This is a genomic window from Sulfitobacter undariae (assembly GCF_014196805.1).
Taxonomy (GTDB): Bacteria; Pseudomonadota; Alphaproteobacteria; order Rhodobacterales; family Rhodobacteraceae; genus Sulfitobacter; species Sulfitobacter undariae.
On the sequence record NZ_JACIEI010000001.1, the window covers coordinates 391,424 to 405,445 of the forward strand.

The window sequence follows — 14,022 nt, forward strand, 5'->3', positions numbered from 1 at the left end:
TGCCTTGATGCAAGGACAAATGATGGAGATGCCACTGACCATTGGCAGTCTCATTACGCATGCAGAACGTTATCACGCAAAAACCGAGATCATCTCGGTTGAGACATCGGGCGAACGGACCACAACCGATTGGGGGAGTGTGGGCGCCAATGCACGCAGGCTGGCATCGGCGCTACGCAAACTGGGTGTAACAGACGGCGAACGCTGCGCGACGATGGCATGGAACAACCGCCGCCACCTTGAAATTTATTTTGGCGTCTCTGGCGGCGGCATGGTGTGCCATACAATCAATCCACGCCTTGCGTCCGAGCAACTGGTGTTTGTCGCGGGCGACGCGCAGGATCAGGTACTGTTCTTTGAAGTTACTTTTCTGCCGTTGATTGCGGAAATCCAATCCCAGCTTGAAACAGTCAAGCATTTCGTCCTGATGGGCCCGCGCGATGATGCGGCGGCAGGTCAGGTAGAGGGGCTGATGTTCTATGATGAGCTGGTTGCGACAGGGGATGCCGATGCGCAGTGGCCTGAAGTGGACGAACGCGCAGCCTCCAGTCTGTGCTATACCTCTGGTACGACGGGCAACCCCAAAGGTGTTCTGTACTCCCACCGTTCCACAGTGATGCATACGCTGGTTGCAAACCAGCCCGATGGCCTTGCGATTTCGGCGCAAGACACGGTTTTGCCTGTGGTGCCGATGTTCCATGTTAACGCATGGGGCGTGCCTTACGTTGCGGCGGCGAACGGGTGTAAATTGGTTTTACCGGGGCCGAATCTTGGCGGTGAAGCTATTTTGAAGCTTATTGATGATACAGAAACCACGCTGGCCTTGGGTGTTCCTACAATCTGGATGAACCTGCTGGCCGCTCTGGAAGCATCAGATTCAAAATTGCCCAGCCTGACCCGCACAATGGTTGGCGGTGCGCCTTTGCCACCCTCCATCATCCCGAAATTTGCGGCCTACGGGGTCGAGTTGCTACATGCGTGGGGCATGACCGAAACCTCGCCTGTGGCCACATTGAACCAATTCTTACAACGTCACAGCGTGCTGTCGGACGATGAAAAGACCGAGCTGCGCACAGGGCAGGGCCGCCCTCTGTATGGAGTTGATTTGCGGTTGCTGGATGAAAACGGCGGGGTGATCCCGCATGACGGTAAAACCCAAGGTGATCTGCAAGTACGCGGTCATTGGGTTGTGAAAAGCTACTTTGGCAAGGACAGTGATGCGCTGACCGAAGATGGCTGGTTTGACACGGGCGATGTCTCAACCATTGATGAAGATGGCTATATGATCATCCGTGACCGCTCCAAAGATATCATAAAATCAGGGGGCGAATGGATTTCGACGGTAGAGTTGGAAAACATCGCCATTTCTCACCCACAAATCGCCAATGCCGCCGCCATCGCCGCCCGTCACGAGACATGGGACGAGCGCCCGATAGTAATTGCCGTCAAGACCGCCGCTGCCACTGTGGAAGAGGCAGAATTGCTGGCGTTCTACAAAGGAAAAGTTCCGTCATGGCAAGCGCCAGATGCGGTGATCTTTGTGGATGCGCTGCCGATGGGCGCGACAGGAAAAGTACAAAAGAACGAGCTGCGTAAACAATTCGGCAGCCATTTAATCGAAGGAGGAGACACCAATGCTTAGTCCGAAAACCGAAGGCGTTAACCCTGCGTTTGCCGAAATGGATCAGGCGGTGGCAGAGTTGACAGCCGCCAAAGACACATGGGCAAAAACCACCAACGCCCAGCGGATTACCGTCCTTTCCGAGATCAAAGACCGTCTTATGCCTGTTGCGCAAGATTGGGCCGAAACCGCAGCGCGCAAAAAGGGTATCCCCGAGGGGTCTGCACTGGTGGGAGAGGAATGGATTTCCGGCCCTTATACCGTGATGTCAGCCTGCAATGGCCTGCTGCAAACCCTGTCGCATATGGAGGGCAAAACCTTCCTGAATTCGCTCAAAAAGCGTCAGACGGTTGGCGGCCAAACGGCAGTGCGGGTGCTGCCCCATTCGATCTGGGATCACTTGCTACTGTCGGGTGTCTCCGCCGAAGTCTGGATGCAAAGAGGTGTCACGCCCGAGAATTTGGCGGCTAACACAGCCTCCAGCTATGACGCCCCTGTGGACAGCCGTACAGGCAAAGTGACGCTGGTATTGGGCGCGGGTAACATCGCGGCGATTGCGCCTTTGGATGTGTTGGACAAACTGTTCAACGAACATCACGTTGTGATTCTCAAGATGAATCCCGTGAATGACTATCTGGCAGAATTCCTGACAGCGGCGTTAAAGCCGCTGATTGATATGGATGCCTTGCGGATCGTCAAAGGCGGCGCTGATGTGGGCGGCTATCTGTGTGAGCACGCCAATGTAGATGACATCCACATCACCGGCTCTGGTGCCTCGCATGATGCAATCGTTTGGGGTGTTGGCGAAGAGGGTATCCGTAATAAAACGGCTGGAACGCCCAAGCTGAACAAACCGATCACCTCTGAGTTGGGCGCAGTCTGCCCGACCATCGTTGTGCCCGGCCCATGGACCGCAGCAGATTTGCAGTTTCAGGCCGAGAACATCGCCACGCAAAAGATGCACAACTCTGGCTTTAACTGTGTGGCCTGTCAGATGCTTGTCCTGCCCAAGAATTGGGAGAAAAAGGACAAGCTGATCAGCACAATTGAAAAAGTTATCAGCGGCATGGACCCGCGCCAGCCCTATTATCCGGGTGCGGCGGACCGATTGGCCAAGTTTGAAAAAAATGCAGACAATGTGGTGAAATTTGATCGCGGTCCGGTGCCTGCTTGTTTGGTTGGTTCAGATACTGATCAATCCAGTGATATGTACCGCAATGAAGAAGTCTTTGCGCCAGCGATGACCATTCATGAAATTAACGCAACTGACCCCGCAACCTATCTGCGTGCTGCCGTGAAATACGCCGATGACAATCTGTACGGCACGTTGGGCAGTAACATCGTCATTCATCCCAAGACGGTTCAGCAGATCGGCAAAGCCCAGTTTGAGGAAATCATTACCGAATTGCGTTATGGTACAATCGCCATCAACACGTGGAGCGGTCTTGGCTTCTTGACGCCCGCCTGTCCGTGGGGTGCATTCCCCGGTCACACGTTGCAAGACGTGCAAAGTGGCATTGGTTTTGCGCATAACACCTATATGTTCGACAAGCCCGAGCGCGTGATCGTGCGTGCGCCATGGCGTCCTTTTCCGCGCAACCTATTGTCGGGTGATTTGACCTTGCTGCCCAAGCCACCGTGGTTTGTGACCAACAAAAAGCAGCATAAAGTCGGCATGTTGCTGACCCGTTTTCAGCATACGCCCAGCTTTCTAAAGCTGCCGCGCATCTTTCTGAACGCGCTTCTAGGCTAAGCTGATTTGCGCCCTTGCCCCAGTGGGGTGAGGGCGCTTTTTGCTACAGGGCAACCAGATGATTGTCCCATTGATGCTGTGGATCGGCATTCAGTTGTTGGCGCTTGCCCAAAAGATACCCCATGTCCCCGCTGCCTGCGGTCAGGGCAAAGCCTTGGGGGCGCGGGGCGATACCGCAGACATCTCGCAGGTCTGATACATCGCGCAATGTCATCTTTTGCGCATCATAAGTATGCACCTTGCCTCCGCGCGGCGATGTTACCGCAATTGTTTTGCCGTCCGCAGCATAGGCGATGCTGCCGATATAGCCTTCCATATCCCGCAGGGCGTTTTCTGGCGTTTGGGCAAAGACGACATCACCGCCCAGTTGGTGCTGTCCGACCAAGGCAGTGGGGTGTCCATCGCCTTGCCACTGCATGCCAAAGGCCACGCTGCCTGCCGCACTGACTGCGATGTGGCGGATGGAGTTTTTGTGCATATCTTGGGGAATGGTGGCGGTCTCAACGATCTCACCCTCTTTGAAATAGGCAAGGTTGGGTCGCATCGTGGGGATGTTCAACTTGGTCCGGCCTGAATCTGGATGTGTGTCGATGCCGCCGTTGGCAACCACAAATGTATCCGAGGCGGGCAAACGTTTGATCTCATGCGGGCCGATGCCGCCGCTGTCGAATTCGCCGACACGTTTATAGTTTTGCGCAGCATCCCAGACCCCGATACGGCCACGGCCTGCCTCATAATCGTTCTCGGTGGTCAGCAGCCAGTTGCCGTCTTGGGAAAATGCGCCATGGCCGTAAAAATGGCGCCCCTCAGGGCTGTGCAGCTGCGCTTTGATTTGGCCGCTGACACAATCAATGACCAAGGCAAAGGTGCCGGGCCTACGGGCAAAGGCAACCGCTTCGGGGCGTATGGGGTGGGCGGCGGCAGCATGGCCGCGTGCGGGCAGGGGTAGTTCAAAGACGATGTTGAAATCATCCCCGATGCCGCACAGCACATATGATCCGTCTGGGGTGGCTGCTGCCGCCAAATAGGCAGGCGCACCTGCATCCGCCCAAGTGGGTTTGGGGATCAGCCCCGCGGCCAGCACCCCGCCAAGGAACGACCGACGCCCGTTTTGCATATCAGTCTCCGTCCAGCGCGTTAAAGCCCGAGGCCACGCCCAGCTTTGGCCCGATTTCTTGCAGTGCAAGCGTGCGGATGGCTTCGACAGATTGTTGGATCACTTCCAGCTTCAGGCGGCTGGCGGGGGTGTCCACGCCTGAAAAGTCAGGATCATCCAATTCGGCCAGTTGGGCCAGAGCGGTATCAAATTCATGTGCGGCGCGCTGTGCCAATGCGGTATCAGAGCCTGCCAAATGGATCGCCATATCTTTGGTGGACTGCAGGCTGAGGATCACGTGACGTTCAGAGCGCCCTGCGCGCCGCGCCTCGGCACGTGTGGCGCGGGGGCGGTCGTAGGTGCCAAGAGGGCGGCCCAGCCGTGTTTCCGCTGTAAACTGAAGACCCGCCGTGAGGGATTTGAATAGCTCTTGCCGGACTTCGTCTTTGCTGCGGTAAGTGTCCGAGGTATCGGCGTCCATCATGCGTCCTGCATAGTCGGTTTGCCAATCTTGCAGGATGGCAGCACTGGTTGCCGCGATGTCGGCGGTGACGGTTTTGACCAAGGTGCAGTGATAGGCGGCATCGCCTGCGGTGTTCAGATCGTCATCATACAACAAAAACTCAAGTGCATAGAAACCGCGCGCCGCGATTGTGACTTGGCTGTATTCCTGAGCATCCAGAGCAATCGGGTCTTGGGCTTGGATCAACGCGCTTAGGGATTTAGGCGTGGCACCACGGCTGTCAGGCCAAAAGGCCAGCGCAAAGGCACGGTCCTCAACTTCGGTCGGTCCAAAGCGCAAATGGCTGGCCGCAACCCAAGCATCGAAGGCATCGGAGTAGGCAGCCCGAAGTGGCGCGGAGGAGGCTGCACAGTCTGTTTGCGCGGTTGCCGCAAGGGTTTGGGACGTGTCGGCCAATGTTTTGAACCGTGGCAGGATGTGCTGCTCAACGGTGTCGGTGATCACGTGATCGTCCGCTTGCGCAATCGCGAGGGCAGGCAAACAGGTAAGTGCAGCGGCGAATAGGAAATGTCTCATAAGCTCTCCAGATATGCGATCAGGGCTTCGCGTTCTTTGGTGGGAAGGTCGATGACTTTGTCACGTTGGTCTTGCGCTTCGCCGCCGTGCCATAGCACGGCCTCAAGCAAGGAGCGCGCCCGCCCGTCATGTAGGAAATAGGTGTGACCGCTGACTTGTTCGGTCAGGCCGATCCCCCAGAGCGGTGGTGTCCGCCATTCGCGCCCTGTAGCGCGGGCTTCGGGGCGGTTATCGGCAAGGTCTGGACCCATGTCATGCAGCAACATGTCCGTATAGGGCCAGATCAGCTGAAAGCTTTGCTCGGGTTGATCATTCAGGCGGTTGGTGACGAAATTCGGGGTGTGGCAGGCGGTGCATCCGGTTTCATAGAACACCTTTTTGCCCTGTAAAACCTTTGGATCATCCACGCCTCTGCGGGCGGGCACGCCTAGATTGCGGCTGTAGAAGGCCACCAGATCAAGACCAACTGCGTCGATCTCAAATTCGCGAGCGTCGCCATCACCGTGGATGGCTGCCTGACAATCGGCTTGCAGATCGGTACATTCGCCTGCTCCGGCGGTAAAGATCGGGTTGGAAATGCCGATATCGCCAACAAAAGCAGCGGCGGATTGTTCGAGCACGGTTGGGTTTCCTGCCTTCAATCCGAAACGGCCCAGCATGGGTTTGTCCAGCACGGTGGACCAAACGATGTTGGCACGGCCCGAGATACCATCCCCATCGGCATCTTCAGGATCAGCACCCGCCAGAATGTCAGCGGCGGGAATTGCTTCTAGCAGACCCATGCCAATCATCTGAGGGGCGACACGCGGGCTGAGCATCGCGTCGGGGTGCAGGGGGCCATAGCCCAGATCATCAGCGGAATAAGTAGGGTGGCGCAGGGAGACTTCTGTACCATCTGCCAATTGGACCACTTCTTCGCGGTAGGTGATGCCCAGCTTGTATTCAGCGGGGTAGCCTTGGATGGCAAAATCTTGCAATTGCGTGCCGTAGGTCGGATCAGGCAGGGTGGCCAGATAGTCTTCGATCTGGGGAATTGCATCCTGCGTTGTACCGGGGATCGATATGCGCAAGAACATCGAGATCGCTTTGTCGTCGGCGTTTTCGGGCGGATGTCCGCGCCCGTCTTTGATGTGACAGCGCTGGCAGGACCGCGCATTAAACAGCGGCCCTAATCCGTCTGAAGCAAGAGTGGAAGACGGCGCCGAAACCCAGATTTTGCGAAACAGGCCGTTGCCGACCTTGAAATTCAACTCATCCTCAAAAGTGATGTTTCCAGAGGATTGCGAAAAGGCATCCGCATCGTCGCGCGCGCGGACTGTCGCCGCGCCAGCGGGTTTGTCCTCAAACCTTTGCGGTTTGGAAAAATCTGTTGTTGGGGCTGTGATGGCCGCAATCCGCGCAGCTTCCTCGGCAGTTCTGGGAATGACATCCAGATGTGAGTCATCCAGCGGGACTGACTGGGCTTGCAGCGTAACAGGTGACAACGACACTGCGATCAACGCTGCACTGCATTTTATTGCCAATGACTTTGGTAGTTTGAGTGGCATGATGTTGACCTCCAATCCGTGTGATGGTCTCATATCTTGCGAAGTGCAATATGGCGATTTTGGGTTTGGGGCAATTGCCTTTCCCCCGAAAAATATGCGGCACACCTTTTTTGATTGAATGAGCCGTGCCGCATAAAATGGTGTTTTAGAAAGAAAGCACTGCGGCTAGACCGACGGCGGTAGATTTTTCACCACCAACATCAAAGCGGGCCACACCGAAGTTGACTTCAACCGCATCTGTGATGGCGCGGTCTACACCCAGAGCGATCATGCTGTCGGTTGTGGTTTCAGTATCAATGACAGTTGCCACTGCTGAGAAAGTCCAATCATCCATCGCATAAGCACCGCCCAAAGTGGCATAGGTGGCGTTTTCATCTGTGCCGCCTGCGCCGTTGAAATGCGCGACTTCAAAGATGGCGTCAAAGCCGTTTCCGAAATCATGTGAGGCGCCAACAACAACGCCTGTTTCATCGGACACATCGTCTTTGCCAGCAGAGAGGTGGCGTGCACCGACCCATGCAGTGGTTTCGCCAAACTCTTGGGTGTATTGCACTGAGAAGTTGTTCAGCTTGCCTGTGTTGCCAACGCCGCCCGCAGCAACGGAATTGCGGCCCCGTTTTTCGCCCACACTGTCACTGAGGAATGTATCATCTGCGTAGAAGGCTGCGAAGGACAGCGTGCCACCAGCCGCGGCAACGGGTGTGTCAACGATCAAACCGATCATCTCGGACAATTCATAATCGCCTGACAGGGATGTGCCATAAAAACCCGGCGCATCATCCCATGCCACCGCAAAAACAGGGCTGAGTTTACCAACGGAAACCACGGTATCGCCAAAGGCAAACCGCAGGCCAAGTTCGCTGACATAGAGGCCCATGTCCTCAAATGCGCGGTCGTCATCAGCATCTGTGACGGTCTCAAGCGTCAGCCCACCGAAGGCGCTGATACGGTCAGAAATCTGCGCCTCAAACGCGGCTTCGAGGGTGAGGTAACCATCGGAGAATTCTGCATCTTTGTCATCGGAGCTGACCGTGCTGTCGACGCCAACCTCAAGGCTGCCTTCCCAAGTGAAGCCAGTGTCTTGAGCAAATGCCATTGTGCCATAGGTCATCGCGAGGCCGAAAAGCCCGAGTGTTTTTAATGTGTGGTTCATGTTGTCGTCCTGACGGGAGAAAAGAAGCGCGCCAGCAAAATGCCGACGCGCTGGATGTGGTTTTGAAACCTGTTAACTAATTATTGAAAAACGGCGTTTGGATCGTCGAGGCTGTCTGATCCTTCAAAGGCGATTTGGTCTAGGCCGAGGGTGGTCACGACACGCTCAATAGAACGTGTTTGATCGATCAAGCCGTTCACGCCGCCCATAACCAGTGCTTCTCCGCCTGCGTTGCCGCGCTCCAGCATCTGATCGTAGGCAAAACCCGCTTCTGCGGCGGTTTTGATCCGGCCCAGTGCCATCATTGTGGCGCTGAGCTTGGCCTGCATTTCCTGATCCAAGGCGGGATCAGTATCAGCAACCATATCAGAGAGGGAGGCACCGGAAACCAACGTGCCATCTACGCGGACATATTCACCCAGATAGGCGCTCTGGATGCCAAGGCCATCATAATAGTGGCTGTTGTGGGTGTTGTCAGAGAAGCAGTCATGCTCTTCTTCTGAATCGTTGAGCATGAGGCCAAGGCGCATCCGCTCGCCTGCTTGCTCGCCGTAGGAGAGGGAGCCCATGCCGGTGAGGATCGCGGCAAGGCCTGCATCTGTGTCTGCTGTCAGCTCAACCCGCGCGGCACCATCGTCAGCCCATTGTGCGGCCATGAACTCAAGGTCAGAGACCAGCAGGTCGGTGACGGCTTGCAAATAGTCACCGCGACGGTCGCAATTGTCATTGGTGCAGGTCGCATCGGCTGCGTAATCTGTCCATGGACGGTTGCCTGCACCTGGGTTGTGGCCGTTCAGGTCCTGCCCCCACAGCAGAAATTCAATCGCGTGATAGCCGGTTGCCACGTTTGCTTCGACACCGTCTGCTTCGTGCAGGGTCTCGGAGAGGAACTCTGGCGTGATTTTAGTTGCGTCGATTTCGGTGCCCGACAGGGTGAATGTCTTGTTGGCAACAACGTTCAGCGCGGCGAATTCGTTTTCATCAGATGGGCCGCCATAAGACGCATCAACATAGTCGATCAGGCCTTCGTCCAGCGGCCAAGCGTTAACTTTGCCTTCCCAGTCATCTACAATCGGGTTGCCGAAACGGTAAACTTCGGACTGTTGATAAGGGACCCGTGCCGCGATCCATGCGTGACGTGCTGCGGTCAGGTTCTCGGCGGAGGGTGTTGCCACCAGAGCTGCCACAGCAGTTTGCAGGCGCTGTGCGGTGATCACGCTGTCTTCGTATTTGGCGGCCGCGATGTTGGCGTAATTTGCCAGAACGTCCGTTTTCTCAACGGCAAAGGCCGGCGAGGCGAAAGCCACCGCCGCTACGGTCGTCAAAAGCTGAAGCTGTTTCATGGGGTGGTAATCCTTTAGTGTAGTGTTGGGTGTTGGGTGTTCAGTGACATCAGATCTCGCGGCGCGGCGAGATGCATCCGCTTGAGGGCCAGACCAAAGTCGGCAGCACAAGAGGCAATAAGGGGGGCGATATCTGCGCGCACCAGCAAAGTGGCGATCAGCATCGCGTCTTCGCGGGCGCCTTCAGCGGCGGCTGAGATGAAATTGGCAAAGCAGGATTCATCAGCGCCAAGACAACTGCATTGTACAGAATGGCGCATTAACGGTCTGCGGCCATGGTTGGCGCATAGGCTGCACAATTGTTCAAACGCACGTAGCGCCTTGCGTCCTTGCTCGGCTCCGAGGGTGCCCGCAAAATCGCGGAAAACCTGCTGTTTGGCTGCTGCGTCACCTGACCACATGCGCAGGTAGACAACGGCGGCGGCCTCTATGCTATCAAGGTCTGTGATATGCCCGACGGGCGCTGCGCCGCGCTTTTGTGCTGAACAGCTCATTTCGTCAGGATCAATTTGCCAGCCCGCGTGATCCGCAGGGTGTAGGTTTGATCATCCAGTACAATTTGCGCCAGATCGCCGCCCTCTGTCAGGTCACGGGCGGAATAAATTGGCAGTTTTTCAATTGCGGTGTGTTTCGGGGGGGCAGAATGAAATGTCATACCGATGCACCTGTAAAAGTGTTGGAATACTCGACGGCCCATTCAGGCAACGGCTGCCCGTTCGTGAGATCAATGCTGAGCAATTCTATGGAGCTGACTGGCATAGGCGTGGATCGTTTCTGAGTGGGCGCACTCGGTTTAAAATGGGTCTCGGGTCTTTGCATTGGGCAATCCTCACATTTTAACTGTGTCGGGCTTGCCCTGCATGGATTCGGGGTGGCTTGACTGCGTCTATACCTGAGTGAATCGGTCAGTGTTGTCAATCCGACTCTTTTAGTCGGGTATGATTGGCGTGGAAAGGTGTGAGGCCGCTGACCTGATCGGGGTCGAAGCATATTGCTGCGATTATACCTTCCAACCTGAAATAATTTGCAGCGCCGCGCAAATTCTATCACGGTGAGGGGCGCATATTCGCTTTCCAAGTTTCAAGGACCAAACCAATGACTGATGGCATTTCCCCTTTTTCCTTCGACACTCCGGGCTCTACTCTTGTGGAGTGGGGTGGTGCAAAACGGATGGGGGAGCTTTTGTCCGAGTGGTTTCCAGAGCGTAAGTTGTTGATCGTGACAGATAAATTTCTGCACGAAAACGGCCTGCTAGACCCTGCAATTGCTTCACTTAAAGAACACGGTTTCGCTGTGACTGTATTTGATGATGTGGTGGCTGACCCGCCAGAGGCTGTTTTAATGTCGTGCGTCGCAAGCGCAAAGGAAGCGCAGGCGGATATCGTCTTGGGGCTCGGTGGTGGGTCCTCGATGGATATTGCCAAGCTTGTCGCCGTGATGCTGGTCTCTGAACAGCCGCTGGCTGAGCTTTATGGAATTGGCAATGTGAAAGGGAAACGTACGCCATTGGTGCAAGTTCCGACTACTGCGGGGACGGGATCGGAAGTGACCAACATCACGATTTTGACCACAGGCGAGACAACCAAAATGGGGATTGTATCGCATCAACTTTATGCTGACCGTGTCCTACTGGATGCTGAACTGACGGTTGGGTTGCCTGCTGTGCAAACTGCGGCCACGGGCATTGACGCCATGGTGCATGCGATCGAAGCTTTTACCAGCCAGCATAAAAAGAACATGCTGTCTGATGTTTTTGCCAAAGAGGCATTGCGCCTGATCGCGGCAAATCTGGTGACGGCCTGCGAAGATGGCTGCAACCGTGCTGCACGCGAAGCTATGCTTTTGGGGGCGAACCTTGCTGGTCAGGCGTTCTCGAATAGCCCTGTTGGTGCGGTTCATGCATTGGCGTATCCGTTGGGCGGACATTATCACTTGCCACATGGGCTTACCAATGCGCTCATGCTTGGGCCTGTTTTGCGCTATAACATGCGTGAGGCCGCGCCGCTTTATGCAGAGCTGGCAGATGTGGTGATGGGGCCTACAGAAGAGGGCGCACAGGCGCGATCAGTGAATTTTGTGACGTTCATGGAAGATTTGATGGATCGTTCTGCCGCGCCGCGCCGTTTGCGCGACTGCAAGGTGACACAAGAAAGCCTGCCAAGGCTGGCCAAAGATGCGATGCTTCAATCCCGCCTATTGATCAACAATCCCGTTGAGGTGACCGAAGCGGATGCACTGGCGCTTTATCGCGAAGCGTTTTGACGACACAAGTCAGCTTTGAAATGGACCTCGCGCGCTGGTTTGCGGGCGGGGCTGCTTGTATGAGGCTTATAAAATGGGTCCAACCGTGGCGACGACATTGTTCCAGATGCGTGTGCGATAAGGCCAGGCCAACACGGCCTCCAAAGTGATAGGGGTCGAGCGCGAGATGTAGTCTTGCTGTCGGTTACGCACGGTCTGTGTGGTGGTTTTGTCTTGCAATAATATGTTGTTTTCATAGTTCAAGTCGAAGCTGCGCAAGTCTAGATTTGAGGAGCCAATCAGGCATATTTTGCCGTCAACTGTCAGTGTTTTTGCATGCAGTAGGCCGCCTTCAAATTCGTAGATTTTACATTGTGCCTCTAAAAGCTGGCGGTAATAACTGCGGCTGGCAGCCGCGACAATGCGGCTGTCGTTTGCCATGGGAAAGATCAAGGTGACGGCGACGCCACGATGTGCTGCGGCGCAGAGCGCCTCTAGGACCGTTGCATCGGGGACGAAATAGGGCGTCGAAATTGTGAGATCAGTTTGTGCATTTGCGATGAGGGTTGCAAAAAGCTGTGGGGTTGCGCCGCGCCGTTCAGTTGGACCATCACCCATTACTTGGGCGGCAAACCCGCCGTCAAACGTGTCAGATGTGAGCATGAATTGATCCAGCGCCTCGCCGGTGGCTTGCATCCAGTCACTGGCGAAAAGCAGTTGGTTCTGCGCTACTACCGGTCCCTGAAACCGCAGCATGATATCGACCCAAGGCGCGAATTTTGGTTTCGGGCGAAACTCGGGATCAGCGGAGTTTCGGCTGCCGCAATAGGTAATCGTGCCGTCGATCACTGTGATTTTGCGGTGATTGCGCAGATCAAGCCGACTGCGCAGCATGGTCCAAATCGGATTTTTCAGGGGCAAGGCGATTGCCAAATGCACGCCGGCGTCTTGCATGCTCTGCCACAGCTTACCCCCTATCAGGCCACGTGAGCCCAGCCCGTCAGCCATAGCGCGACAGGTGACGCCGCGATTGGCCGCGCGGATCAAAGCCTTGGCCAGATCGGTGCCCATTTTATCATCCAGCCAGATGTAATAAAGGACATGAATGTGGTCCGTCGCGGCATCAATATCTGCCACCAGACGCCGCCGCGTTTCATCACCGTCCGCCATCAGCTCCGCTTGGTTGCCGTCCACAGGATAGAATCCGTTGATTGAGGCCGCATAGCTGAAGGCAGGCCGATAGAGTGGATCAATGAGCATCGCAACATTTTCTTTAGCGCCCATATGCGCCACCGCTTTTTCGCGGATATCGTCGTGGATTTTTTGGTTCAAGGCGTTTGCTTTGCGGCCCAGATTGATTTCGCCAAACAAGAAATAGACCATGCAGCCTGCATAGGGCAGCGCGTTGAGGACGATAAACCACGCCAAACGGGTTGGCGGAATTAGGTCATCACGCAAGAGAATGCGCAGGGTGAAAGAAATGACCAGAAAACCATGCAGGATAAGAAGTAACGTCATTGCGGGAATTCCATATCAAGTACGATGGGCAAATGGTCGGAAGCGCGACGCGATAGAGGGCTTGTGTGCACATGAGATGTCACATGTTGCACGGCCCCAAATAGCGCAAAACGGTCAAAGGCCAACCGAGGACGCGCAGCGTGAAAACTGGGGCCGGGCGTAAATACACGTGCAGTCGGGCCAAGAAGCTGGGTATGCACTTTGCGTTCATTAAAGTCTCCGGCAATGATGACGGGGTGCTGCCGACTTTCCACATAGGCCGCCAAAACCTGCAATTGCTGCTGCCGCATACCAGGGGTGAGGCCAAGGTGAACGCCGACAACTTCGAAAAACGGTTCTGCAAATTGCACTGAAATTGCCCCGCGGGGCTCTAATGTGGGCAAGTCAATGCGTTGGGTTTTGGTGGGTTTCAGGGAGGATTTGAAAAGGATCGCATTGCCATGCCAGCCATGACTGGCGGGGCGCAAAGCCAAATCCGCCAGCACATATCCCTGCGTATCTTTCAGATGTTGTAACGGTAGAACGCCCGATCTTGTACCAAGCCGTTTATCCGCTTCTTGCAGAACGACGATATCGGCGTCGATCTCGCTCAGGATATTCCCAATCCGCTGGGGATCACGCCGCCAATCCAGCCCGACTGCTTTGCGGATATTGTAACTGGCAATACGCATCTAGCGGCCAGATGTTTCTGTGAAATCGAGGGATTGTTGG

The 14,022-nt window shown here is 55.5% G+C and carries 12 protein-coding genes; 3 read left to right on the forward strand and 9 right to left on the reverse strand.

Annotation, left to right across the window (positions count from 1 at the left end; genetic code table 11):
* Positions 1 to 7 precede the first annotated feature (7 nt).
* Both GGR95_RS02065 and GGR95_RS02070 read left to right on the forward strand, forming a co-directional pair.
* The gene (locus GGR95_RS02065) at positions 8 to 1,642 is read left to right on the forward strand and encodes a long-chain fatty acid--CoA ligase (RefSeq protein ID WP_184562249.1); all 1,635 of its coding nucleotides are present in this window, start codon (positions 8 to 10) and stop codon (positions 1,640 to 1,642) included.
* Positions 1,635 to 3,374 carry an aldehyde dehydrogenase family protein gene (locus GGR95_RS02070; protein WP_184562251.1) on the forward strand — a complete coding sequence of 580 codons (1,740 nt, stop codon included), beginning with the start codon at positions 1,635 to 1,637 and terminating at the stop codon, positions 3,372 to 3,374. The genes GGR95_RS02065 and GGR95_RS02070 overlap by 8 nt, the downstream gene beginning before the upstream one ends.
* Positions 3,375 to 3,417: 43 nt before the next feature.
* On the opposite strand, the gene GGR95_RS02075 is transcribed toward GGR95_RS02070, so the two are convergent.
* From GGR95_RS02075 to hemP, 7 genes are all read right to left on the reverse strand, one after another.
* Positions 3,418 to 4,491, reverse strand: coding sequence for a DUF1513 domain-containing protein (locus tag GGR95_RS02075; protein ID WP_184562253.1), 1,074 nt, complete (start codon positions 4,489 to 4,491; stop codon positions 3,418 to 3,420).
* A 1-nt stretch (position 4,492) separates the two neighbouring features.
* A complete protein-coding gene (locus tag GGR95_RS02080) occupies positions 4,493 to 5,509 on the reverse strand; it encodes an imelysin family protein (RefSeq protein ID WP_184562255.1) in 1,017 nt (338 codons plus the stop codon).
* Complete coding sequence (locus tag GGR95_RS02085; RefSeq protein ID WP_184562764.1) at positions 5,506 to 7,056, reverse strand: di-heme oxidoreductase family protein; 1,551 nt, start codon at positions 7,054 to 7,056, stop codon at positions 5,506 to 5,508. Before GGR95_RS02085 ends, GGR95_RS02080 begins: the two co-directional genes overlap by 4 nt.
* 145 nt (positions 7,057 to 7,201) lie before the next feature.
* Positions 7,202 to 8,209, reverse strand: coding sequence for a hypothetical protein (locus GGR95_RS02090; RefSeq protein ID WP_184562257.1), 1,008 nt, complete (start codon positions 8,207 to 8,209; stop codon positions 7,202 to 7,204).
* Positions 8,210 to 8,289: 80 nt separating this feature from the next.
* Positions 8,290 to 9,552, reverse strand: coding sequence for an imelysin family protein (locus tag GGR95_RS02095; protein WP_184562259.1), 1,263 nt, complete (start codon positions 9,550 to 9,552; stop codon positions 8,290 to 8,292).
* A 14-nt stretch (positions 9,553 to 9,566) separates the two neighbouring features.
* Entirely contained in the window at positions 9,567 to 10,046 is a 480-nt protein-coding gene (locus GGR95_RS02100) for a hypothetical protein (protein WP_184562260.1), read from the reverse strand.
* On the reverse strand, positions 10,043 to 10,207 hold the full coding sequence (hemP, locus tag GGR95_RS02105; protein WP_184562262.1) for a hemin uptake protein HemP: 165 nt from the start codon (positions 10,205 to 10,207) through the stop codon (positions 10,043 to 10,045). The genes GGR95_RS02100 and hemP overlap by 4 nt, the downstream gene beginning before the upstream one ends.
* A 440-nt stretch (positions 10,208 to 10,647) precedes the next feature.
* On the opposite strand from hemP, the gene GGR95_RS02110 reads away from it, so the two are divergent.
* A complete protein-coding gene (locus tag GGR95_RS02110) occupies positions 10,648 to 11,814 on the forward strand; it encodes an iron-containing alcohol dehydrogenase (protein WP_184562264.1) in 1,167 nt (388 codons plus the stop codon).
* 66 nt (positions 11,815 to 11,880) lie between these two features.
* Here GGR95_RS02110 and cls read toward each other — a convergent pair whose 3' ends face one another.
* The gene (gene cls / locus GGR95_RS02115; protein ID WP_184562266.1) at positions 11,881 to 13,311 is read right to left on the reverse strand and encodes a cardiolipin synthase; all 1,431 of its coding nucleotides are present in this window, start codon (positions 13,309 to 13,311) and stop codon (positions 11,881 to 11,883) included.
* A complete protein-coding gene (locus tag GGR95_RS02120) occupies positions 13,308 to 13,982 on the reverse strand; it encodes an endonuclease/exonuclease/phosphatase family protein (RefSeq protein ID WP_184562268.1) in 675 nt (224 codons plus the stop codon). The genes cls and GGR95_RS02120 overlap by 4 nt, the downstream gene beginning before the upstream one ends.
* Between the last annotated feature and the right edge of the window lie 40 nt (positions 13,983 to 14,022).